This window comes from Panacagrimonas perspica, from assembly GCF_004364935.1.
Taxonomy (GTDB): domain Bacteria; phylum Pseudomonadota; class Gammaproteobacteria; order Nevskiales; family Nevskiaceae; genus Panacagrimonas; species Panacagrimonas perspica.
This window is the reverse complement of sequence record NZ_SOBT01000008.1, coordinates 1365757-1388258: the sequence shown is the minus strand read 5'-3', so window position 1 is coordinate 1388258 and position 22502 is coordinate 1365757. Positions and strand designations below refer to the sequence as shown.

The window sequence follows — 22502 nt, the reverse complement described above, 5'->3', positions numbered from 1 at the left end:
TTCATGCTCCGTGGCGCAGCTGCAGGCGCATGGCGTACTTGAAGAGTTCCGCAGGGTGCACCGATCGCGCGAACTCCAGCGTGTGTCCGCCGCTACCGACATAGCGGCGCGTGATCTGCAGACCCGGCGAGGCCTTCGGCAGTTGCAGGTGGGCTGCTTCGGCCGCGGGTAGACGCGCGACGCAACTGATCTCCTGCTGGATGTCGGTGATCTTCTCGTGGAACAGCGTCTCGATCAGCGAGAAGAACGGCTGGCGGCTCTTCTTCGCTTGGCGGATGACCGAGCCGTACGCGAGCGGCAGATGGATCTCAGAGTAGGCGACGACCGCGTTGTTCGAAGGCTCCTGTCGCACCGTGCGGATGCGCCACCAGCGCTCGCCGGCCTTGCAATGGAGCAGCGCCGCCATCGACGCCGTCACGACCACTTCGTCGTGCTCGAGCAGGCGCACCCTCGTGCTCGTCGCATACTGGAACAGATCATCGGCCGATCCGAATTCATGGCTGTAGCGCGCCGCAAGGCGATTGCCCTTCACCGAGGTGCCGACGCCACGACGGCTCGTCACCAGTCCCAGGCCATGGAGTGATCGCAGCGCGGCGCGCACGGTGTGCCGGCTGACGCCGAAGCGCTCGCTCAGATCCGGCTCCGACGGCAGCAGGTCGCCAACCTTGAACTTGCCGCCCTGGATTTCGCCGCTGAGAACGTCGGAGATCATGCGATGCTTGATCGTCGATGCGGAAGCGGCCGCTTTGCGTTCCATGGGGCGGGGCGGGGCGTCGGGCGAGCGGGGAGGCGGCGCGGTACGGATCGATCACCAGAACGCGCTTCGAGCTCGGTCGCGCCTTCTTGTCCGCTTGTACGTACAAGCAGCTTAGTCAGGCGGGTGGAGCCACGCAACCGGATGTTTCAGGCATGCGGGCACGTCACATGGGGCTCGCCCGTATAGCCGGAGCACGCGGAACGCGATTACCTGCCAGCCCCTATTTCGCGCCCGGAATATCGACCGGACGCTTCATCCGACCAGGAAAAGTCCGATGCGTCGCAATGTCGAGTTCAACGCCGATGGCGTCACGCTGCGTGGTTGGTTCTACGTTCCCGATCACAAGAGCGGAAAGTTCCCGACCATCGTCATGGCCCACGGCTTCACGGCGGTCAAGGAGATGACGCTGGACCAGTATGCCGAAGTGTTCTGCAAGGGCGGCATGGCGGTGCTGGTGTACGACAACCGCTGCCTGGGCGAGAGCGACGGCTCGCCGCGCCACGATATCGATCCGGTGGCGCAGCGCCGTGACTACCGCTGCGCGATCACTTTTGCCCAGCAGCAGCCGGAGGCCGATCCCGAGCGCATCGGCATCTGGGGCACCAGCTATACCGGTGGCGCCGTGCTCGGCGTCGCGGCGCTGGACAAGCGCGTGAAGGCGGTCGTGAGCCAGGTGCCGTTCGTGCACGGGCCGAAGAACATCCAGCAGTTCCTGCGGCTCGCGGAAATCCCCGAGTTCATGAAGATGATCGACGACGATCGCGCACGCCGCATGAAGGGCGAGCCCTCGCAGTACGTGCCGGTGACCAGCGACAAGGACGGCGAGCCCTGCGCGTTCCCCGGTCGCCGCACCCACAACTATTTCGACAAGTACGTGAAGTCGGTTCCCGGCATGAAATGGGAGAACAAGGTCACGATCCGTTCGCTCGAATACCTGCTCGACTACGACGTGACCGGCTACATGGAACTGATCGCGCCATCGCCGCTGCTGATGATCGTGTCCAACAACGACACGTCGACGCCGACCGATCTGGCGCTGGAGATGTTCCAGCGTGCGCGCGAGCCCAAGGAGCTGTACGTCATCAAGGCCGATCACTACGCCTCGTACCTCGAAGGCTTCGACGGAACCAGCGCCGCGGCCCGCGACTTCTTCGTGAAGCACCTCTGACGCGGAAGCCGGATACGCACCGGGCGCGAATGCAGCCCTTGCCCGCAGGCGGGGTCATCGTGCTGGTGCGTATCGTTCGCCGACAGGCGAACGTAAGTTATATGGAATTCGGTCGGGAGGCCCCGCTCCGGCCGTTTTGAAAGTGCCACGTAAGCTTGGCTCTGTAGCATCCGCCCCATCGACGCAGGGGGCGCACAGCGACATCGCGATGGGGCAGCGTTCCGTTTTCGTTCATGCCGATGCCAGGCAGAAGCTTGGCGCGCCCGGCGCTGGCTCCGTGTCGCGATAAATCCGCCGGCGCCCCACCATGGAGTTCGATCCGCACCGGCGCGTGCTCAGGCCTTACGGGGCTTATGCGTTCAGCACGTTCCCGTTCGCCAACGTGCAGTCCTCGTCCTGCCTGCCCGAAGATCAGTACGAAACCTTGTCCGCGACGTTTCCGGAAATCGCGTGTTTCCCGCAGAACGGGAGCGCGGCCGATCGCGCGGTCTTGCGCATTCCGTCTTCGCGGGTGCTCGCCGAACCCGGCTTCAGCGAGGCGTGGAAATGGTTCGTCGAGCAGCACACCGCGCAGGCGTTCTGGTTGCAGATTCTCGAGACCTTCGGGCCGCAGCTGCACGCGGGGTTTCAGCAGATCGAACGCCGGATGGGACGCCCGATGAAACGCTGGCGTGTCGCCAGGCTCGGTTCGGGCGAGCCCGGCGACGTCTACCTCGGATGCGACCTCGTCGTGAACACCGGCGCCACCGGTCTGGCGTCCTCCCAGGACAAACCCCACGTCGACCCTGCGACCCGGCTCTGGACCGGACTGCTCACGCTGCGGGATGCGGCGGACGCCGCCGCCGGTGGCGACCTGCGGTTGTATCGCGGCCTCGAGGGACTTCGCTTCGATGCGCATCGGGCGCCGCGCAATGGCGTGATACACGAGGTGACGGCGCGATACGCGGCCAACGCGTTCATCGGCTTCGTCAATGGTCCGCAGGCGATCCACTCGGTCAGCATGCGCCCGTCGACACCACATGTTCGCCGCTACGTCGACCTCGTCGTCGAGATGGATCGCCCGGCCTTCGAACTTCCGCAGATGCACCCGTTGCGGCGCAGCTGGTTCCGCCTCGTTCACCGGCAGGCCGGCCGATGAACCTGCTCGTCGTGGTCGCGCCGGGCGCCTCGGAGACGCTCGTCCAGCAGCAAACCGGTTCGAGGATCCTGCCGGTCATGTTCTGAACCCGCAGGTGTGTTCTTCGAGGCGCCTCACCGCGAAAAGACGTGACGCGGCAACCGGGACGACGGGAGGCTGACAGGAAGGGTGGGATCGACAAAGCGCGCTGCAGGCTGTCGGCCCGGAAGCGCCATCGGGTTACGGACGATCGGACTCGGGCATCTGCTGCACCGCCTGCGGATCGTCACCGAACTCGGCGTCGAGCGCGACCGGATCCATCAGGTCGCAGGTGTTGCGGATGGCGCAGCCCTTTCGGGCCGGGGCGGAGAGCATTTCGACGCTGCCGGCCGAGGCGGCGGACAGGCTGGCTGCCGCGTAGCCGTCGATGCTCGGGCCGTTCGGGCTGGCGGCGAACGCGGGAGCCGCGAAGGCGCCGGTTGCGAGGGCGGCGATCAGGGCGAGGGTCTGGAAGGTCTTCATCTGGAATCTCCGGGAGAGCTGCGATTTGGGAATGTTCCGGCGGGTTCGGCCCCGTCGATGGAGGGACTTTCTACCGATCCCACCCGCAGGTCTTCACGAAATCGACACTCTTTTCACACGTCTTTCACACCTCGATTTTGTCGCCGTAAGTCAGCTACTTGCGGGGACGGCTGATCGGCGCCCCGGAGGTCTCAGGCGGTAGGGTGCGCTTCGCGCACGCGGGTGCTCCGGTGCGGACGGGATCGGTGCGCGCGGCGCACCCTACCGATGTCCTGCTCTCACGCGTGGCTGCGCCGGGCTTCGCTAGCCGCCGGGCGCCGGCGGTTCAAGCACGAAGATTCCCGCGACACCCGACGTCGCCGACGGCGCGAGCCAAACCTCGAATTCCCCCGGCTCGGCGACGAGGTTCATCCGGGCGTCGTGGAAGCTCAGCTGCTCGCGGTTCAGCGTGAACGCCACCACCCCGGACGCTCCCGCCGCGAGCCGGACTTTTCGGACGCCCTTGAGCTCACGCACAGGCCTGGACAGGCTCGCGACCCGGTCGTGGACGTAGAGCTGCACCGTTTCCTCGGCCTCGCGAGATCCGGTGTTCGTCAGCTTCACACGGACCGTCAGCGAGCCGTCCCAGGCCATCGTGCCGCCGCCGACGTCCGGCTCGCCGTACTCGAAACGCGAGTAGGTGAGTCCGTGCCCGAACGCGAACAAGGCCGCGTTGGTGACGTGGCGATAGCGGGCTTTCCAGAACGGGTCCTCGGCCGCGACCTGCGGGCGGCCGGTGGGACGGTGTGCGTACGAGAAGGGTTGCTGTCCCGCGGCCTGCGGAAAGCTCACCGGCAGACGGCCTGACGGCGAGTGATCGCCGAACACGATGTCGGCGATGGCGTTGCCGGTCTCGACGCCGAGGAACCAGGTGACCAGCAAGGCGCGGGCATCGCGCACCGCGCCTTCGAGCGCCAGCGCGCGTCCGTTGCGCAGCAGCACGACCACCGGCGTCCCGGTACCGATGACGGCCTCGGCGAGTTTCTGCTGGACGATCGGCAGCAGGATGTCGGTCTGCGACGCCGCCTCGCCGGACATGTCCTGCGTCTCGCCGATGGCCAGCAGCACCACGTCGGCGGCCCTGGCAGCGGCCACGGCCTTGTCGAAGCCGCCGCGAATCTCGCGCTCGGGATCGCAGCCTTTCACCGTCTTCAGCAGCGCGGGATCGAGCAGCGCCTTGCGCAGGCCCTGCTCGACGCTCACGGCGTCCTTCATGTCGGCGAACGGCGCCCAGGGTCCGGCAAGATTCGCCACGTCGGCGCCGAACGGCCCGATCAGCGCGATCTTCTGGCCGGACTTCCGCAACGGAAGAACGTCGTCCTTGTTCTTCAGCAGCACGATCGAAGCGCGTGCGCTCTCGCGAGCCAGGTCGCGCGCGGCGGCCGTCTGCGTGTCGCGCTTCTGCACGGCAGGATCGAGCGAACGATAGGGATCGTCGAACAGGCCGAGCAGCTGCTTGACGCGCAGCACGCGTCGCACGGCCTCGTCGACGACGGCGAGCGGCAGCTCGCCGCTGCTCACCAGCGAGGGCAGATGCTGGTTGTAGAGATCGCTCTGCATGCTGATGTCCACGCCGGCCAGGATCGCCTGGCGCGTGGCGTCGCGATCGTCGGTGGCGACGCCGTGCATGACCAGTTCGCGATCGGCGGTGTAGTCGGACACCACGACGCCGCGGAACTTCCACTGATCGCGCAGCAGGCCGCTGAGCAGCGGGCGATGCGCCGTCAACGGCACGCCGTTGAGATCGTTGAACCCGCTCATCGACGACATCGCGCCCGCATCGAACGCGGCCTTGAACGGCGGCAGGTAGACGTCGTGCAGCGTCTGCTCCGACATCTCGACGCTGTTGTATTCCATGCCGCCGACGGCAGCGCCGTAGCCGACGAAATGCTTGGGGCAGGCGAGCAGGCTGTCCGCGTCCGACAGGCGTCGTCCCTGGAAGCCGCGCACGCGTGCCGCCGCGAACAGCGAGCCGAGGTAGGGATCTTCGCCGGCGCCTTCGGCGACGCGGCCCCAGCGCTGATCGCGGCCGATGTCGACCATCGGTGCGAACGTCCAGTGGATGCCGTGGGCCGTGGCCTCCACGGCCGCGGCGCGCGCCGTGCGCTCGGCCAGCGCGGGATCGAAGCTCGCCGCTTCGCCGAGCGGAATCGGAAAGACCGTGCGCAGGCCGTGCAGCACGTCGGCGCCGAACAGCAGCGGGATCTTCAGGCGCGATTCCTCGACCGCCAGGCGCTGGAGTTCACGGCCTGCCGCGGCGCCAGTGCCGTTGAACAGCCCGACGAGACGTCCTTCGCGGATGCGCTGCGCAAGACCTTCGTCGATGCGCGGACCTGCGTCCGGGTTGATCCGGTTCTGCGTGCCGATGCGGATCGGGTCGGCGAAGAGGCTGAGCTGGCCGGCCTTCTCTTCCAGCGTCATGCGGCCGATCAGCGCCTCGATGGCCGCCTCATCGTTCTCTTGGGCAAGCGATTGCCCGGCGACGCGCTGCGCGATGGCGAGCAGGGCGAGCGACGAGGCGCCCGCCAGGAAGGCGCGTCGCGACGTCTTCGGGCCCGACGCCTCCGTCATGCCCAAGGAGCAGCGCGGTCGAGGATGCCGGCGCGCGTCAGGAACGCGAAGACGGCGATGCCGGCGTAGCAGATGGCCGGCACGACGAGCGCCGACAACAAGCCGAAGCGATCCGCAGCAGCTCCGGTGATCACCGGGACCACGGCACCGCCGACGATGGCCAGGCACAGCAGCGCCGATCCCTGCGGCGTCTCGTCGCCGAGCTTCTCGATGCCCAGCGAGAAGATGCCGGGAAACATCACCGAGTTGAACAGGCCGATCGACAGGATCGCGACGGCCGCGATCGAGCCGGTCGACAGGCTCGACACCATGGCCAGCGTCGCGGCGCCGAGCGCGCAGAGGCCCAGCAGCGTTGCGGCGCCGATGCTGCGCAGCAGCAGCGAGCCGACGAAGCGGCCGGCCATCGCGCCGCCCCAGTACAGCGACACGAGCTGTCCGGCGCGCAGCGCGGTTTCGCCGAGCGTGCCGGGCAGCATCAGGTAATTGACCAGGACGCTGCCGATGGAAACTTCGGCGCCGACGTACAGAAAGATCGACAGCGCGGCCAGCGCGAGGCGAGGGTGTCGCAGCGGCGCGAACACGGCCGCGCCGCTGACCTGGTGCGGAACCGCGGGCATCCCGCGTTGTTGGCGCAGCCACCAGAACGTCAGCGCCAGCAGGCCGAGCACGGTCGCGATGCCGAGGAACGGCACCATGACGACGCCGGCCTCCTCGCTGCGCAGTGCGGACAGCGCCTCGGGCGACAGCGCCGAAGGGTCACCCGGCAGCTCAACGCCGCCAGCGAGGATGAAGGCCGCGCCCAGCCACGGTCCCACCGTCGTGCCGAGCGAGTTGAACGCCTGCGCGAGGATCAGGCGCACGTGCGATCGACGTGGATCGCCGAGGTTCGCGATCAGCGGATTGGCCGCCACCTGCAGCAGCGTGATGCCGCTGGCGAGCACGAACAGCGCGAGCAGGAACAGCGGAAACAGGCCGATGCTCGCGGCCGGCGTGAACAGCAGACAACCCGCTGCCATCACGCCCAAGCCGACAACGATCGAATGCAGGTAGCCGATGCGGGCCAGTAGCAGCCCCGCCGGTATCGAGATCACCAGATAAGCGAGGAAGAACGCGAACTGCGACAGCATCGCCTCGGCATACGTCAGCGAGAACAGGCCCTTGAGCTTGGGCACGAGGCTGTCGACCAGCACCGTGCAGAAGCCCCAGACGAAGAACAGCCCGATGATCATCGCGGTGACGCCGCCGTGCGGCTTCTCGCCGCCGACGGGCACAGCAGGGGCCTGCGATGAAACCTGCATCGGGTTCTCCTCGAGTCACGGCCGTCGCGTCGGCGCGGGTGCCGGCGACGGGTCGCGTATTACGACATTTTCGTCGACGTCCGGCGACCCGGCCTCAGGTCCGCGATTTGCTCTGCAGCGCCGCCAGCACTTCGGCCGTGTGCTCGCCCAGCGCGGGGCCGAGCCATCGCGTGCGTCCGGGTGTCGCGCTGAGCTTGGGAACGATGCCGGGGATCTGCATGCGCAGGCCGGTCGGCGTCAGGTGTTCCTCGAGCATTCCACGTGCCGCGTAGTGCGGGTCGGCGCAGATGTCGCCCGCCGTGTAGATCTTGCCGACCGGAACCTCGGCCGCTTCCAGCGCCGTGATGACCTCGTCGATGTCGCGCGCCAGCGTCCAGTGGCTGATCGCGGCGTCGATCTCGTCGTTGCGCAGGACGCGCCCGTCGTTCTGCGCGAGCGCAGGATCGATCGCAAGGTCCTGTCGTCCGATCGCCGTCATCAGGCGCTTGAACAGCGCATCGCCGTTGCCGGCGATCACGACGTGCTGCCCGCATCGGCATTCGTAGGTGTTCGACGGCGAGATGCCCGGCATGCTCGCGCCGGACCGTTCGCGCGTGAAGCCGAGTCCGGAGAATTCGGGGATCAGGCTTTCCATGACGGCGAACACCGACTCGTACAGCGCCACGTCGACGACCTGTCCCTTGCCGCCGTTGTTCTTCAGGTGATGCAGCGCCGTCATCGCGCCGAACGCGCCGTACAGCGCGGACAGCGTGTCCCCGATGCTGATGCCGGCCCGCACCGGCGGGCGATCCGGAAAACCGGTCACGTAACGCAGCCCGCCCATCGCCTCGGCGATGGCGGCGAAGCCGGGAAGATCGCGACGCGGCCCGGTCTGTCCGTAGCCGGAGATGCGCACCATGATCAGCTTCGGATTGATGGCGGAAAGCGGCTCCCAACCCAGTCCCCATTCCTCGAGCGTTCCGGGCCGGAAGTTCTCGATGACGATGTCGCACTCGGCGACGAGCTGGCGGACGACGTCGCGGCCCTGGTCCGTCTTCAGGTCCAGCACGACCGACTTCTTGTTGCGGCTCTGCACGTACCACCACAGCGACGTGCCCTCGTGCAGCTTGCGCCACTTGCGCAACGGATCGCCGGTCTTCGGCGGCTCGATCTTGATCACCTCCGCCCCGAACTGGGCGAACAGCGAGCTCGCGTAGGGGCCGGCGATCAGCGCGCCGAGTTCGAGAACACGAATGCCCTGGAGCGGGAGCGGGGTCGACGGGGCAGCGGTGGAATCCATGCGGAATGATGAGGCGAGGACGAGGGCGGATCTTGTCGCCGATTGTCCCGCGGCGCACGTCCGGTGCCGACCCCGCTCGCTCGCAGACCTCAGCCACCCGTCTCGTCGATGTCCTCGTAAGCCTCGGGCCGGAAGCGCGGCGAACAGATCGCAAGGAACACCAGCGTCTGGCCGCCGACGCAGGTGATGCGCTGCCGGCACCCGGCAGGGATCAGCACGACATCGCCCGGCTCGACATTCTGCGGTCCGAGATCGCCGACGTCCGCGCGGCCACGCCCCGAGAGGATGAAGTAACGCTCGACGGTGTCACGCAGCCGATGCCATCGCGTCGTCTGCCCAGGTTCGACCCGGGCGCGGGCGATGGAGACGGCGGGGTCGCCGTCGAAATTGGACACCTCGGTGATGAAGCAGCGCTCATCGGTATAGAACTCGGCGTTCGTATCCGCGCGCCGGATGGCTTCCTTCACGTCGATCCGTCCTCTCTCCGATTGCGCAATCAGCCGAAGAATAGTCTTCACCGAGACCGCTGGCGTAGCCCGGACGAAGTCCGGGATGCCGACAAATCGCCTCAGACTTCCTGTACAGACGCATCCGCCGGCGTCACGACGCGCGTGCGACGGGAGTTCAGCGCCACCAGCACGCCGCCCGCCGCGACCACTCCCATTCCCAGGATGCTGAGCCGGTCGGGCACGTGGTCGAACACGACCCAGCCCAACAGGCCGGCCCAGACGAGTTGCACGTACATCGTGGGCGCCAGCAGCGAGGCCGGCGCGTGCCGGTGCGCCGTCGTGAACAGGAAGTGGCCGAGTCCGCCGGTGACGCCCAGGCTCAGGAACAGCAGGACCTGCATCGTCGACGGCGCTGCGCCGCTCCAGTACCAGGGCAGGCCGATGCCGAAGAGGATCGAGCCGACCAGCGCCATGTAGAAGATCAGCGCAACGGTGCGCTCGGTGCGGATCAGGACTCTCGAGAGCAGCTGGTAGCTCGCCAGCAGGCCGACCGCGCCGAGCGCATAGGCGATGCCGGCCGGATCCAGATCGCCGCCGGGACGGGCGATCAGCACGATGCCGAGCATCCCGGTGGACGCCGCGATCCAGTCCACGATGCTCACGCGCTCGTGCAGCAGCGGCCCCGCGATCAGCACGACGAGCATCGGCGACAGGAACAGGATCGCCGTGGTCTCCGCCACCGGCATCCGCTGGAACGCCATGCCCACGCTCAGCGATGCGACCGCCAGGCAGGCCGCGCGGACCCAGACCAGGGCGGTGCGCTGCGTCTGCACCAGGCGTCGTCCCTGGCTGGGCGCGAGCAGCACCACCATCAACAGGCACTGGACGATGTAGCGGATCGCCACCACCAGCGGCACTTCGTAGTACGCCACGAGGTACTTCGTCGTGGTGTCCATGCACGCGAACAGGAACAGCGCGCAGAAGAACAGCACGACACCGCGGAACGGATGATGAGCACCGGCGACATCAGACATCGCCGAAAAACAGCCTAGACATGGAGCGCATCGCCTTGCGGGTCAAAGTGGGCAACGCCGCTGTCGAGGCATCGCATTCAGGACCGACAGCATAAGGCGTTCGCGGTCCGTAGCCCGGGCGAAGCCCCGATGGAACGACCTTGAGATTCCGTAGGCTGGGATGGAGCGCAGCGAATCCCAGCAGCTAGGTGAGTTGCAAACGCGACGCTGGGATTCGCTGCGCTCCATCCCAGCCTACGCCGTCGGTTATCCATCAGGATGACGACCCGGAATCCGGGCGAAGCCCGGGGCTGCGTTCCGTTATCGAAGGGGAACCCCGGGCTTCGCCCGGGCTACGGACTTTGCTCCCGGACGATCAGCCCGGTGTCTGCTCGCCCGTATGCAGCGGTTGCCCGAGCATGTCCGGCGTCACCAGCACGCGGCCTTTCTCGGTGACGTGGAAACGCTTGCGGTCGTGCTCGGGGTCGTAGCCGATGACGGTTCCGTCCGGAAGGACGCAGCCCTTGTCGATCACCGCGTGCCGGATTCTGCAGTCGTGCCCCACGCTGACGTCGGGCAGCACGACCGAGTCTTCCATGACGGTGCCGCTCTCGACGCGCACGTTGGAGAACAGCAGCGTCCTGCGCAGCTGCGCGCCGGCGATGATGCAGCCGCCGGACACCATCGAATCCACGGCCATGCCGCGCCGGTCGTCGTCGTCGAACACGAACTTCGCCGGCGGCAGCTGTTCCTGCGACGTCCAGATCGGCCAGTCGCGGTCGTACAGGTTGAGCGGCGGCGCCACCTGGACCAGTTCCATGTTCGCTTCCCAGTACGCGTCCACCGTGCCGACGTCGCGCCAATAACCCTGCTTGTCGCGCTGGGTGTCCTGGAACGGGTACGCGTAGATCGCGTGGCGGCCGATGGCTCCCGGGATCAGGTCCTTTCCGAAGTCGTGACTCGAGCCGTGCCGGCCCGCATCGCGGATCAGCGCGCTGAGCAGGAACTTGGTGCTGAACACGTAGATGCCCATCGAGGCGAGCGCGACGTCGGCGCGTCCGAGCATCGGCTCGGGATTCGGCGGCTTCTCGACGAACTTGACGATGCGCGCCTGTTCGTCGATCTCCATGACGCCGAACGCGCTCGCTTGGTCCAGCGGCACCTCGATGCAGCCCACGGTGATGTCGGCCTGCGTCTCGACGTGCGCCGCGATCATCGGGCCGTAGTCCATCTTGTAGATGTGGTCGCCGGCGAGGATCAGCACGTACTTGGGCGCGTGGTGCCGGATGATGTCGATGTTCTGGTACACCGCGTCCGCGGTGCCGGCATACCAGGAGTGCTCGTCCATGCGCTGCTGTGCGGGCAGCAGTTCGACGAACTCGTTGAACTCGGCGTGCAGCAGCCCCCAGCCGCGCTGGACATGCCGGATCAGCGAGTGCGATTTGTACTGCGTGAGCACGCCGATGCGGCGCACGCCGGAGTTCACGCAGTTGGACAACGGGAAATCGATGATGCGGAACTTGCCGCCGAAGGGCACCGCGGGTTTCGCGCGCCAGTCGGTGAGGGCGGCGAGGCGCGATCCGCGGCCACCGGCCAGGATCAGCCCCAGCGTTTCACGCGTGAGGCGGCTGATGTGGCGCGTCTCGGGAGGCGCTTCGTTCCAGGCGGGAGCGGTGGGCTGCACGGGGTTACCGGAGAAAAAGCAGAGCGGACACGGGACGCGTCGATCGGTGCGTGTTGCGGGCGGCGTGGCGGAGCGTGTTCATCCGGTGTTCTGAAGTCCCTGCGCGACGCCGTTGACGGTGGCCACCAGCGCGTGCAGCAGGTTCTCGTCCTGCCCGCCGGAGGCACGCCAGCGCTGCAGCAGGTCCAGTTGCAGGAAGCTGATCGGATCGATGTAGGGGTTGCGCCGTCGGATCGATTCACCGAGCCGCGGTTCGCCGGCCAGCAGCGATTCCTGGCCGCGCAGTCGCAGCACCCAGTGCCGGGTCAGCTCGAATTCGGCGACGACCTTCGGGAAGAAGCGCTCGTGCAGCGGCCCGGACAAGCGCGAGAAGCGCTCGGCGATATCCAGATCGCACTTGGCCAGCACCATGTCGACGTCATCGAGCATCACACGGAAGAACGCCCAGTCGCGCGCCATCTCCAGCAGCGGCGCATCACCGCTCGCATCGGCCACGCGCTGCAGGCCGCTGCCCAGTCCGTACCAGGCCGTGAGCACCGCACGGCACTGCGTCCACGCGAAGACCCAGGGAATCGCGCGCAGGGATTCGACGCCGACCATCGTGCCGCGCCGCGAGGGGCGCGAGCCCAAGGTCATCTTCTCGATCACGTCGATCGGCGTCGCCGTGCGGAAGTAGTCGACGAAATCGGGAGCGTCGACGAACGCGCGATACGCGGTGCGACTGTGTCCGGCGACCGCGTTCATCGCCTCGCGCCAGTCCGCTTCGCGCGTCTCCGGCAGCCGTGGCCGCAGCGATGCGCGCAACGTGGCGCCCACCATCTGTTCGAGGCTGCGCAGCGCCAGCGCGCGAATGCCGTACTTGCGATGGATCACTTCGCCCTGCTCGGTGACGCGCAGGCTGCCGGCGACCGATCCGCGCGGACTCGACATCAGCGCCGGCGCGATCTTGCCGCCGCCGCGACTCGCGGAGCCACCGCGACCGTGGAAGAACGCGAGCTTGATGCCGGCGGCCTGCGCCACTTCGAGCAGTTCGACCTGGGCCCGCTGCAGGCCCCAGCGTGACGCGACGGTGCCGCCGTCCTTGCCGCTGTCGGAATATCCGAGCATCACCATCTGGCGATTGCCGCGCGCTGCCAGGTGCTGGCGGTAGACCGGGTCGGCGAGCAGCGTGCGCAGCGTGTCCGGGCCCTGTCGCAGATCGTCGACGGTCTCGAACAGCGGCGCGATATCCAGCGGCACGCGGCCGCGCCGGTCGATCAGGCCGCCGTAGCGCGCCAGCGCGAGAACGGCCAGAACGTCCGCGGCGCGCTGCGCCATGCTGATGATGTAGAGGCCGACGGCTTCATCGCCGTATCGCTCGATGGAATCGCACAAGGTCTTGAACACGGCCGCGCAACGCTGCGCGGTCGCGTCGTCGGTCTTGTCGAACACCAGGCTGTGCCCGGCGTAGGGACGCAGGCGTTCGCTCTGCGTCGCCGCGTCCAGCTCGGGCCAGCCGGCGTCGCCGATCAGCGCCGCGATGGCGCGGGCGTGGACACGCGAGTCCTGCCGGCAATCCAGCCGCGCGAGATGGAAGCCGAAGCTGCGCGCCCGCCACAGCAGGCGGCGCACGGCATACCAGCCTGCGTTCAGTCCCTTTCCGGCGAGCAGGCTTTCGGCGACCAGCTCGATGTCCGCGACGAAGTCGGCGGCCGAATCGTAGGCGCCCTCGATCTCGCGGGACGTCGCGCGAAGGCGCGCCCGCACCAGGATCATGAACACGCGGTACGGCATGTCCTCGTGGCGCGGCCGGATGGTGGCCGCGGTCTTGGGCAGCAAGGTGCGGTACGACTCGATGCGGCGTATCAGCTCGCCCGCCATGTCGACGCGATCCGCGGTCTGGCTGAGCAGGCCGGACAATTCACCGACCTCGGCGGCATAGCGCTCGAGGATGCGTTCGCGCTGCACCTGCAGCGTTTCGGCGATGGTCTCGGCGCCGACGTTCGGGTTGCCGTCCATGTCGCCGCCGACCCAGGAGCCGAAGCGCAGCATGCGCGGCATCTCGACTTCGTTGCCGTAGACGGTGCGCACGGCGTTTTCGAACGCCTCGTAGAACGCCGGCACGATGCCGTAGATCGGACCGCCCAGATAGAAGCCGACGTGCTCGCATTCGTCGCGCACGCTGGGCCGCACCGATGCGGTCTCGCGGGTCTGCCATGTCGCGGTCAGCGCCATGCGCAGGCGTCCCCAGTCGGCCGCACGCTCCGGCGCTGTCAGCGAGGGATCGAACTCGTTGACCAGGCAGCGCACGATCTCCTGTTCCTTCTCGAGGATCGATCCGCGCACGGCCTCGGTCGGATGTGCGGTGAATACCGGCTCGATGTCGAGCCGGCCGAGCCACAGCAGCAACTCGCGCGAACTGACGCCGGCGGCCTTCAGCGAGGTGAGTGCCGCCTCGAGACTGTCGGGCTGGGGCGGGCCGTCTTCACGCTGGTAATCCCGGCGACGCCGGATGCGGTGCACGCGTTCGGTGACGTTGACCGCGTGAAAGTAGGTCGCGAAGGCGCGCGTCAGGATTTCGGCCTGCGCCACCGGCAGGCCCGACAGCAGGTGGGACAGCGTTTCGCGGTCGCCTTCGCCGCGACGGCGCTGGATCGCCGTGCGCCGGACCTTCTCGACGATCTCCAGGAACGCGGCACCGTGCTGTTCGGCCAGCATCTCGCCGACCATCGTCCCGATGCGGCGGATGTCGTCGCGCAGCGGTTCGCTGGCGGCGTTCCGCGCGGGCTGGGGGGGATGCGAAGGCTGGTCCATTCGAGTTCCCACGCAAAGGCGGTGCCTGATCGCGCCCCGCAGCGGTGCAGCCGTCAGTCGTCGATGATCTGCACCGTGACCGGGACGCGCTCCTGGATGAAGAGCGCGGCGACCGGGAACTGCCGCTGCAGAAACGCTTCGGTGATCCGGACCTTGGCCGAGATCCCGCCGCCGCGGGCGGAGTGGTAGACGGCCCGCTTGGTCACGCCCTGGATCGGCAGGTAGATCTGCCGGGAGTTCAGCAGGGCGGCCAGGTTCAGGCTGATCCGCGCCGTCGGCTCCACCGGCGCGATGGCGGCCACCGGTCCGGCGACGGCCGCGGGATCGAGCGCTTCGGCCAAGCCGTCCATGGCGGGGAACAGCGATGCGGTGTGACCGTCGGCGCCCATTCCGAGGACGACCACGTCGAAAGGTGTCGGGATCTGCGCAAGTGCTTCGCCGCAGGCGGCGAGGCCCGCCTCCGGAGTATTCGCTGCGTTCTTCAAGCCGACGAACCGGGCTGCCTCGACACCGTCACGCAACAGGTGCTCGCGCAGCAGGGCTTCGTTGCTGTCGGGCGATGTCGGGTCGACCCAGCGCTCGTCGGCCAGCGTGATCCAGACATTCGGCCAGTCCACCCGCTGCTTTCGCAGGGCCGCGAAGAAAGGCAGCGGACTCTTGCCGCCGGACACCACCAGCGAGGCGTGCCCGTGCTCGGCAATGCCGAAGCGCAGCCGGACCGCCACGTCCTTGGCCAGCGCCTCGGCCGCCGACTGGGGGTCGGCGAACGGACGCTCGTCGACTTTTCTTCGTACCGCCCACTCCATCATCCTTCCTCTCTCCAGCTCAGCCCGTCGCGAACGATCAGCGCGCTCGACGCGGTCGGTCCCCAGGTGCCGGCGCTGTAACCTTTTGGTGCGTCGCCCTGTGCCGCCCAGGCCGCGTGGATCGGATCGATCCACTGCCAGGCGGCGTCGAGTTCGTCGCGTCGCATGAAGAGCGTGAGGTTGCCGCTGATGACGTCCATCAGCAAGCGCTCGTAGGCGTCCCACTGGCGCGTCTTGAAGGTCTCGCCGAACTCGAAATCCAGCTTCACCGGCTTCACGCGCATGTCGGCGCCCGGCACCTTGGCCAGCACGTGCAGCTCGATGCCCTCGTCCGGCTGCAGGCGGATCACCAGCCGATTGACGTCGCCCGTATCGTTGCCGGGCAGGATCGCGTGCGGCACCGGCCGGAAATTGATGACGATCTCGGCCATGCGGTCCTGCATGCGCTTGCCGGTGCGCAGGTAGAACGGGACGCGCGCCCAGCGCCAGTTGTCGACCTCGACGCGCAGCGCAACGAAGGTCTCGGTCGTGCTGCCCTCCGGGATGCCGGTCTCGTCGAGATAGCCTGGCACCGCCTTGCCGCGAATGGCGCCGGCCCGGTACTGCCCGCGCACGATCTTGTGGCGCACGTCCTCGGGCGTGAACGGGCGCAGGGCACGCAGCACCTTGAGCTTCTCGTCGCGCACCCGGTTTGGATCGATGCTCGACGGCGGTTCCATCGCCAGGATGCACAGCAGCTGCAGGGCGTGGTTCTGCACCATGTCGCGCAGCGCGCCGTACTTGTCGTAGTACTCGCCGCGCTCGCCGACGCCGACCTGCTCGGCCAGCGTGATCTGCACGTCACGCACGGCGATGCGATGCCACAGCGGCTCGAAAATCGAATTGCCGAAGCGCAGGGCCATGAGGTTCTGCACGGCCTCCTTGCCCAGGTAATGATCGATGCGGAAGATCTGGTGTTCCTGGAAGATCTTCGCGACGGCCTCGTTGATCGCCGTGGCCGACGCCAGGCTGAAGCCCAGCGGCTTCTCCAGCACCACGCGCGACAGCGGCGTCACCAGCCCCGCGGCGGCCAGGTTCCCGCAGATCGTCGCGAACAGGCTGGCGGCCGTCGACAGGTAGAAGACACGGATGCGATCGGACGAGTCCGCCAGCCAGCGCGTCAATTCGAAATAACCCGCCGGGTCGTTGCCGTCGAGCTGCAGGTATTCGAGCCGGGTCGCAAACCGGCTCCAGGTGGTCTCGTCGAAGTCGCGCGCCGGAATGAATTCCAGGCAGGCGGCATGCACACGCTCGATGTAGGCCTCGCGATCGAGCTCCTGGCGGGACACCGCGATGATCCGCCAGCCGCTGCAGTCCTGGGTGTCGCGATGCCGGTAATAGAGCGCCGGCAGCAACTTGCGCAAGGCGAGATCGCCCGTGCCGCCGAAGAAGATCAGGTCGAAGCTTTGCGGTTGAACCATCTTCGTCATCCCGGTCGAGTCAGGCCGCGCATCTTTTTTGCAGTGTTATCGAGCTGCTGAAGGTTCTGCCCGGTTTTCCTAGCGCCTTTCAAGCCAGTCTGCGTGCGCAGGCCGGCTGGAGCCTTATGACACTCAATACGATCGTCGCCACGGTGACTGCGCGGATTCGGGAGCGCAGTGCACCGTCGCGCGGACTGTACCTGCAACACATGGCGGCGGCTCGCAGCGCGGGAACGACGCGGGGCCGGATGGGGTGCACCAATCTCGCCCACGCGTTTGCCGCATCGGACGCGGTGGACAAGGCCGAGCTGCGCGGCAACCGCTGGCCGAACATCGGCATCGTCTCGGCCTACAACGACATGCTCTCCGCGCACCAGCCGCTGGAGCGCTATCCGGCCATCATCAAGCAGGCGGCTCGCGAGGCCTTCGCGGTGGCCCAGTTCGCGGGCGGCGTCCCGGCGATGTGCGACGGCGTGACGCAGGGCGAACCGGGCATGGAGCTGAGCCTGTTCTCGCGCGACGTCATCGCCATGGCCACCGCCATCGCGCTGTCACACGACACCTTCGACGCCGTGCTGTGCCTGGGCGTCTGCGACAAGATCGTTCCGGGCCTGCTGATCGGCGCGCTGTCGTTCGGTCACCTGCCGACGATCTTCGTGCCCGCAGGGCCGATGACGTCGGGCCTGCCCAACAGCGACAAGGCCAAGGTCCGCCAGCTGTTCGCGCAGGGCAAGGTGGGGCGCGAGGCCCTGCTCGAATCCGAGGCGCAGTCCTATCACGGGCCTGGCACCTGCACGTTCTACGGCACCGCCAACAGCAACCAGATGCTGATGGAGGTCATGGGCCTGCACCTGCCCGGTGCGGCCTTCGTCAATCCGAACACGCCGCTGCGGGACGCGCTGACGGCCGCGGCCGCCAAGCGCGTCGCGGCGATCACGTCGCTGGGCACGCAGTACACGCCGCTGTGCGACGTCATCGACGAACGCGCCATCGTCAACGGCATCGTCGGGCTGCACGCCACCGGCGGGTCCACCAATCACACGATCCACCTGATCGCGATCGCGCGGGCCGCCGGCATCCTCATCGACTGGGACGACTTCGATGCGCTGTCCTCGGCGGCGCCGCTGCTGACCCGCATCTATCCCAACGGCAGCGCGGACGTGAACCACTTCCACGCGGCCGGCGGCATGGGATTCCTGATCCGCGAACTGCTGGCGGCGGGACTGCTGCATCCGGACGTGAAGACCGTCGTGGGGCAGGGCCTTGCCGCCTACGCGGAGGAGCCTTACCTGCCGCAGGGTTCCGCGCTGGCCTGGCGGCCGGCGGCCGAGACCAGTCTCGATCCCTCGGTGCTGCGCCCGGCGAGCGCGCCATTCGCGGCCGACGGCGGACTGCGACGCCTGCACGGCAACCTCGGCCGCGCCGTCATCAAGACCTCGGCGGTCAAGCCCGAACATCGCATCGTCGAAGCGCCCGCGCTCGTGTTCGATTCACAGGAAGCCGTCCAGGCCGCGTTCAAGCGCGGCGAGCTGCGGCGCGACTTCGTTGCCGTGGTGCGCTACCAGGGTCCGCGCGCGAACGGCATGCCGGAACTGCACAAGCTCACGCCGCCGCTCGGCGTTCTCCAGGACGAGGGTTTCCACGTCGCGCTGGTGACGGACGGGCGCATGTCGGGCGCATCGGGCAAGGTCCCGGCGGCGATCCACATCACGCCGGAATGCCTGGCCGGCGGCGAACTCGCCAAGGTGCGCGACGGCGACGTCATCCGGCTCGATGCCGAGGCCGGTGTGCTCGAGGCGCTCGTCGATGCGGCGGAGTGGGCGCAGCGCAGCGTGACGGTTCCGGATCTCGCCGGCAGCCACGTCGGCATGGGCCGCGAACTGTTCGCCGGCGCCCGTGCGATGGTCAGCGGCGCGGAGGAAGGTGCGATGTCGTTCGGCGTGGTCGAACGCGTGGCGGCCGCGCCGGTGAAGACGGCGGTCCGTCAGAATCTCGCGGCGGAATGACATCCGCGGAAACCCGAACCAAAGGAAACCCCGGCGTGCACATCATCGAGATCATGAAAGCCTGCCCGGTGATGCCGGTCATCGTGCTGCACGACGTGCGGCACGCCGTTCCGCTCGCCCGCGCATTGCTCGCGGGCGGGATCCGTGTTCTCGAAGTCACGATGCGCACGCCGCAGGCGCTGGACGCCGTGCGGGCCATCCGCGCGCAGGTGCCGGACGCGATCGTCGGTGTTGGCACCGTCACCCGCGCAACCGACCTCGAAGCCGCGATCGCGGCAGGCGCGCAGTTCGGCGTGAGTCCGGGGGCGTCGCCGCGCTTGCTCGCCGAGGTGATCCAGTCCGGGCTGCCGTTCCTGCCGGGGACGATGACGCCGTCGGACGTGCTGGCGACGCGCGAGGCGGGATTCAACGCGATGAAGTTGTTCCCGGCGCAACAGGCGGGCGGGGTGGGGATGCTCAAGGCGCTGGGTTCGGTCTTCGGCGATGCGCTGTTCTGTCCGACCGGCGGGATCGATGCGGCCTCGGCGCCGGAATTCCTCAAGCTGCCCAACGTGGGTTGCGTCGGCGGGTCGTGGCTGGCGCCGCCGGCGCTGGTTGCGGCGGAGAAGTGGGCGGAGATCGAAGGCCTGGCGCGGGCCGCGGCGGCGTTGCGCGCCCCGTAGCCCGGCCGAAGCCCGGGGTTGCGCTCCGTATGCGAGGGGAACCCCGGGCTTCGGCCGGGCTACGTTTGGCGGCGTCTACACCATCAACTCCACCCGAACGTCTTCGTGCCACAGGATCGGCGTCTCACGATCTGCGCCTTCCGGTTCCGTAGCCCGGGTGAAACCCGGGGTCGCGCTCTGTATGCGAGCGTAACCCCGGGTTTCACCCGGGCTACGTTTGGCTACACCATCAGCTCGACCCGAACGTCCTCGTGCGACAGGATCGGCACCTGCACCGGCTGCACGTTCCAGATGTCCCTGCAGTATTCCGCGATCGTGCGATCCGATGAGAACAGGCCCGAGCGCGCACTGTTGAGGATCGACATCCGCGTCCAGTCCTCGCTGTCCCGATAAGCGGTGCCGACGCGCTCGTGCGCATCGGCGTAACTCTGGTAATCGGCGAACAGGCAGTAGGGATCGTGATTCACCAGGCTGTCGACCAGCGGACGGAACAGCTCGCCGTCTCCGCGCGAGAAGTAGCCATGCCGGATCAGCGAGATCACTTCGCGCAGCTCGGCGTTGCCGTCGAGATAGTCCTGCGGCCGGTAGCCGTTCCCGCGCACCGTCGCGACCTCGTGCGCCGTCAGCCCGAACAGGAAGAAATTCTCCGCGCCCACCTGCTCGCGGATCTCGATGTTGGCGCCGTCCATCGTGCCGATCGTCAGCGCGCCGTTCATCGCGAACTTCATGTTGCCGGTGCCGGAGGCTTCCTTGCCTGCCGTTGATATCTGCTCGGAGAGATCAGCCGCCGGATAGATCCGCTGGCCGTTGGTGACACTGAAATTGGGCAGGAAGACGACGCGCAGCTTGTCGCGCACCGCCGGATCGCGATTGACGACCTCGCCGATGCTGGTGATGAGCCGGATGATGAGCTTGGCCATCCAGTAGCCGGGCGCGGCCTTGCCGCCGAAGATGAACGTGCGCGGCGTCATCTCCAGGTTCGGGTTCGTCTTCAGCCGGTGATACAGCCCGATGATGTGCAGCGCGCTCAGGTGCTGGCGCTTGTACTCGTGGATGCGCTTGACCTGCACGTCGAACATCGACGAAGGATCGACGGCGACGCCGCAGCGCTTGCGGATCACGTCGGACAGGTCGCGCTTGTTGGCGCGCTTTATCTCGCGCCAGCCCGCGCGGAAGTTGGGGTCCAGCGCGAATGGTTCGAGCTGCCGCAGCTCTTCCAGACGCTTGATCCAGCCTTCGCCGATGGCGCCGCTGATCAGGCGCGTCAGGCGTGGATTGGCCAACGCGATCCATCGGCGCGGCGTCACGCCGTTCGTCTTGTTGCCGAACTTCGCCGGCCACATCTCGTGGAAATCCTTGAGCACGTCCTGCTTGAGCAGCTCGGAGTGCAGCTCGGCGACGCCGTTGATGGCGTGGCTGCCGACGCAGGCGAGGTGGGCCATGCGTACGTAGCGCTCGCCGGTCTCCTCGATCAGCGACATGCGCGTGACGCGGGCCTCGTCGCCGAAGTAGCGCTGGCGCACCTCGTCGAGAAAGCGCGCGTTGATCTCGTAGATGATCTCCAGGTGGCGCGGCAGGACGCGCTTGAACAGTTCCAGCGGCCAGCGTTCCAGCGCCTCGGGCAGCAAGGTGTGATTGGTGTAGCCGAACGTCTTGCGCGTGATGTCCCAGGCCTGGTTCCAGTGCATCTGGTGTTCATCGGTCAGCAGGCGCATCAGCTCGGCGACGCCGATGGCCGGGTGCGTGTCGTTGAGCTGGACGGCGAACTTCTCGTGGAATTCGTGCAGCGGAACGTGCTGCGTCTTCATGATCCGCAGCATGTCCTGCAGCGAGCAGGAGACGAAGAAGTACTGCTGGGCGAGCCGCAGTTCCTTGCCTTCGACGTGCTCGTCGTTCGGATAGAGCACCTTGCTCAGGTTCTCCGACACCACCTTCTGATTGACGGCGCCCTGGTAGTCGCCGCGGTTGAACACCGCGAAATCGAAGGCCTCGGGCGCTTCGGCCTTCCACAGCCGCAAGGTGTTCGCCGTGTTGTTCCGGTAGCCCAGGATCGGCGTGTCGTAGGGCACGCCCAACACCGTGCGGTTCGGAACCCAGCGCACGTGCAGCTGGCCGCTGTTGTCCTGCATGCGCTCGGTGTGGCCGCCCAGCTTCACGGTGACCGACCACTCCGGTCGCGCCAGCTCCCAGGGGTTGCCGTAGCGCAGCCACTTGTCGGTCTTCTCGACCTGCCAGCCATCGACCAGCGTCTGGTGGAAGATGCCGAACTCGTAGCGGATGCCGTAGCCGACCGCGGGAATCTCCAGGGTGGCCAGCGAATCGATGAAGCAGGCGGCCAGCCGGCCCAGACCCCCGTTGCCCAGGCCCGGCTCCTCTTCCTCGTACAGCAGGTCGTCGAGATTCAGCCCCAGCTCGCTCATCGATTTGCGGGCGTCGTCGAACAGCCCGAGATTGATTAGGTTGTTGCCCAGGTGCGGCCCCATCAGGAATTCGGCGGACAGGTACGCGACGGTGCGCGAGCCGTTCTTGGTGTACTCGTTGGCCGTCGAGATCCAGCGCTGCAGCAGGCGGTCGCGCACCGTGTGGGCGAGGGCCAGGTAGTAGTCGGTCTTCGTCGCCAGCGCCGGGAACTTGCCCTGCGTGTAGAACAAATGGTGAAGGAAGGCGTGGCGCAGCCGTCGCGTCGGCGAGTCCGGCTCATCGTCCGGGCCACGTCCGCTGTTCGGTGACACGACCTGCGGCTGGTTCACCATCGACTCCGTCTGGCTTGGGCTGGTCCAGAGGGCATCAAGCAATTCTCGTGCTGGAATTTGCAAGGAACGTGGCTTGCGGGACTGCGGAAGCCTGCAAATCGCCATGCGGCGGCGTCCGGTGGTGG

16 protein-coding genes are annotated in these 22502 nt (G+C 67.5%); 4 read left to right on the top strand and 12 right to left on the bottom strand.

Annotation, left to right across the window (positions count from 1 at the left end):
* Nucleotide 1 precedes the first annotated feature (1 nt).
* Complete coding sequence (locus DFR24_RS06275; protein ID WP_162851075.1) at nucleotides 2-712, bottom strand: GntR family transcriptional regulator; 711 nt, start codon at nucleotides 710-712, stop codon at nucleotides 2-4.
* A 319-nt stretch (nucleotides 713-1031) separates the two neighbouring features.
* Between DFR24_RS06275 and DFR24_RS06270 the strand changes: the two genes are divergently transcribed.
* Both DFR24_RS06270 and DFR24_RS06265 read left to right on the top strand, forming a co-directional pair.
* Complete coding sequence (locus DFR24_RS06270; protein ID WP_133880443.1) at nucleotides 1032-1925, top strand: alpha/beta hydrolase; 894 nt, start codon at nucleotides 1032-1034, stop codon at nucleotides 1923-1925.
* 307 nt (nucleotides 1926-2232) lie between these two features.
* Nucleotides 2233-3063 (top strand): hypothetical protein, encoded by an 831-nt coding sequence (locus DFR24_RS06265; RefSeq protein WP_133880442.1) that lies wholly within the window; start codon nucleotides 2233-2235, stop codon nucleotides 3061-3063.
* Between the two features lie 219 nt (nucleotides 3064-3282).
* Here DFR24_RS06265 and DFR24_RS06260 read toward each other — a convergent pair whose 3' ends face one another.
* The 10 genes from DFR24_RS06260 to zwf form a co-directional block, all read right to left on the bottom strand.
* Complete coding sequence (locus DFR24_RS06260) at nucleotides 3283-3564, bottom strand: hypothetical protein (RefSeq protein ID WP_133880441.1); 282 nt, start codon at nucleotides 3562-3564, stop codon at nucleotides 3283-3285.
* A gap of 303 nt (nucleotides 3565-3867) precedes the next feature.
* Nucleotides 3868-6024: a beta-glucosidase BglX gene (gene bglX / locus DFR24_RS06255; protein ID WP_366518904.1), complete on the bottom strand. Its 2157-nt coding sequence runs from the start codon at nucleotides 6022-6024 to the stop codon at nucleotides 3868-3870.
* Between the two features lie 146 nt (nucleotides 6025-6170).
* Complete coding sequence (locus DFR24_RS06250; protein WP_246051533.1) at nucleotides 6171-7472, bottom strand: sugar MFS transporter; 1302 nt, start codon at nucleotides 7470-7472, stop codon at nucleotides 6171-6173.
* Nucleotides 7473-7566: 94 nt separating this feature from the next.
* Nucleotides 7567-8751 carry a CaiB/BaiF CoA transferase family protein gene (locus tag DFR24_RS06245; RefSeq protein ID WP_133880439.1) on the bottom strand — a complete coding sequence of 395 codons (1185 nt, stop codon included), beginning with the start codon at nucleotides 8749-8751 and terminating at the stop codon, nucleotides 7567-7569.
* A gap of 89 nt (nucleotides 8752-8840) precedes the next feature.
* Nucleotides 8841-9218, bottom strand: a complete 378-nt coding sequence (locus DFR24_RS06240; protein WP_133880438.1) for a cupin domain-containing protein — start codon at nucleotides 9216-9218, stop codon at nucleotides 8841-8843.
* A gap of 101 nt (nucleotides 9219-9319) precedes the next feature.
* On the bottom strand, nucleotides 9320-10234 hold the full coding sequence (locus DFR24_RS06235) for a DMT family transporter (RefSeq protein ID WP_133880437.1): 915 nt from the start codon (nucleotides 10232-10234) through the stop codon (nucleotides 9320-9322).
* A gap of 355 nt (nucleotides 10235-10589) precedes the next feature.
* Entirely contained in the window at nucleotides 10590-11897 is a 1308-nt protein-coding gene (glgC, locus tag DFR24_RS06230; protein WP_133880436.1) for a glucose-1-phosphate adenylyltransferase, read from the bottom strand.
* A gap of 78 nt (nucleotides 11898-11975) precedes the next feature.
* Nucleotides 11976-14690, bottom strand: coding sequence for a phosphoenolpyruvate carboxylase (gene ppc, locus DFR24_RS06225; RefSeq protein WP_133880435.1), 2715 nt, complete (start codon nucleotides 14688-14690; stop codon nucleotides 11976-11978).
* Nucleotides 14691-14743: 53 nt separating this feature from the next.
* Nucleotides 14744-15499, bottom strand: coding sequence for a 6-phosphogluconolactonase (gene pgl, locus DFR24_RS06220; RefSeq protein WP_210772368.1), 756 nt, complete (start codon nucleotides 15497-15499; stop codon nucleotides 14744-14746).
* Nucleotides 15496-16956, bottom strand: coding sequence for a glucose-6-phosphate dehydrogenase (zwf, locus tag DFR24_RS06215; protein WP_133880434.1), 1461 nt, complete (start codon nucleotides 16954-16956; stop codon nucleotides 15496-15498). Before zwf ends, pgl begins: the two co-directional genes overlap by 4 nt.
* Nucleotides 16957-17081: 125 nt before the next feature.
* On the opposite strand from zwf, the gene edd reads away from it, so the two are divergent.
* Both edd and DFR24_RS06205 read left to right on the top strand, forming a co-directional pair.
* Nucleotides 17082-18962, top strand: coding sequence for a phosphogluconate dehydratase (gene edd / locus DFR24_RS06210; protein ID WP_133880433.1), 1881 nt, complete (start codon nucleotides 17082-17084; stop codon nucleotides 18960-18962).
* Between the two features lie 35 nt (nucleotides 18963-18997).
* Nucleotides 18998-19624, top strand: a complete 627-nt coding sequence (locus DFR24_RS06205; RefSeq protein ID WP_133880432.1) for a bifunctional 4-hydroxy-2-oxoglutarate aldolase/2-dehydro-3-deoxy-phosphogluconate aldolase — start codon at nucleotides 18998-19000, stop codon at nucleotides 19622-19624.
* Nucleotides 19625-19845: 221 nt separating this feature from the next.
* Here DFR24_RS06205 and DFR24_RS06200 read toward each other — a convergent pair whose 3' ends face one another.
* Entirely contained in the window at nucleotides 19846-22377 is a 2532-nt protein-coding gene (locus DFR24_RS06200; RefSeq protein ID WP_133880431.1) for a glycogen/starch/alpha-glucan phosphorylase, read from the bottom strand.
* Nucleotides 22378-22502 lie beyond the last annotated feature (125 nt).

Coding starts and splice junctions, on each gene's coding strand:
- DFR24_RS06275 (WP_162851075.1), bottom strand. CDS start 712: ATGATCTCCGACGTTCTCAGCGGCGAAATCCAGGGCGGCAAGTTCAAG.
- DFR24_RS06270 (WP_133880443.1), top strand. CDS start 1,032: ATGCGTCGCAATGTCGAGTTCAACGCCGATGGCGTCACGCTGCGTGGT.
- DFR24_RS06265 (WP_133880442.1), top strand. CDS start 2,233: ATGGAGTTCGATCCGCACCGGCGCGTGCTCAGGCCTTACGGGGCTTAT.
- DFR24_RS06260 (WP_133880441.1), bottom strand. CDS start 3,564: ATGAAGACCTTCCAGACCCTCGCCCTGATCGCCGCCCTCGCAACCGGC.
- bglX (WP_366518904.1), bottom strand. CDS start 6,024: ATGACGCTGGAAGAGAAGGCCGGCCAGCTCAGCCTCTTCGCCGACCCG.
- DFR24_RS06250 (WP_246051533.1), bottom strand. CDS start 7,472: ATGCAGGTTTCATCGCAGGCCCCTGCTGTGCCCGTCGGCGGCGAGAAG.
- DFR24_RS06245 (WP_133880439.1), bottom strand. CDS start 8,751: ATGGATTCCACCGCTGCCCCGTCGACCCCGCTCCCGCTCCAGGGCATT.
- DFR24_RS06235 (WP_133880437.1), bottom strand. CDS start 10,234: ATGTCTGATGTCGCCGGTGCTCATCATCCGTTCCGCGGTGTCGTGCTG.
- ppc (WP_133880435.1), bottom strand. CDS start 14,690: ATGGACCAGCCTTCGCATCCCCCCCAGCCCGCGCGGAACGCCGCCAGC.
- pgl (WP_210772368.1), bottom strand. CDS start 15,499: ATGATGGAGTGGGCGGTACGAAGAAAAGTCGACGAGCGTCCGTTCGCC.
- zwf (WP_133880434.1), bottom strand. CDS start 16,956: ATGGTTCAACCGCAAAGCTTCGACCTGATCTTCTTCGGCGGCACGGGC.
- edd (WP_133880433.1), top strand. CDS start 17,082: ATGACACTCAATACGATCGTCGCCACGGTGACTGCGCGGATTCGGGAG.
- DFR24_RS06200 (WP_133880431.1), bottom strand. CDS start 22,377: ATGGTGAACCAGCCGCAGGTCGTGTCACCGAACAGCGGACGTGGCCCG.